Here is a 531-nt window from a genome sequence, read left to right on the forward strand (position 1 = left end):
GAAAGTATCCGTTTCGCTAGGCCGGCCGCTGTCGCAGCGAAACTGGCATTTGCCAGTGTTCTCCTCTTGATTTTATCCCACCACTCAGTCAAAACCCCCGCTCCCCGTGCGGAGAGGTGCCGGAGTGGTCGAACGGGGCGGTCTCGAAAACCGTTGTGCCTTTACGGGTACCGAGGGTTCGAATCCCTCCCTCTCCGCCAGCTTTCCCTGTTCTCACGTATGTTGAACGCCCTGGCGCCGGCCGCGGCCCGGTCTTGGCGCATCGGCCTCAGCGGCACTTGTGGCTGCTGACCCGTCCGCGTCTTGCGGGTTTCAGGGCATGAAGCGTGAACGTCGCTCGCGCGCGGCCTCGTCTCTTTAAACGACCAGCATCAGCCTTTGCTCGTATGTCGTTTCCAGTTGTCGTATGAAATTTGTAGGAGGGATAACTTTTTTTGTTGACACTGTTCAGCACGATTGCTCTCGTCGTCTGTATAAAGAACGGGAGGCAAGGAATGTCGTTCAGGGGAATCTTAAGGTCGGGAATCGCGC

The 531-nt window shown here is 57.4% G+C and carries 1 tRNA gene; it reads left to right on the top strand.

The window, feature by feature from the left end:
• The first annotated feature begins 110 nt into the window (after window positions 1-110).
• A tRNA-Ser gene (locus PKF00_RS45075) sits at window positions 111-200 on the top strand.
• The last annotated feature ends 331 nt before the right edge of the window (window positions 201-531 follow it).

It is taken from the genome of Streptosporangium carneum, from assembly GCF_027922005.1.
GTDB classification, from domain to species: domain Bacteria; phylum Actinomycetota; class Actinomycetes; order Streptosporangiales; family Streptosporangiaceae; genus Streptosporangium; species Streptosporangium carneum.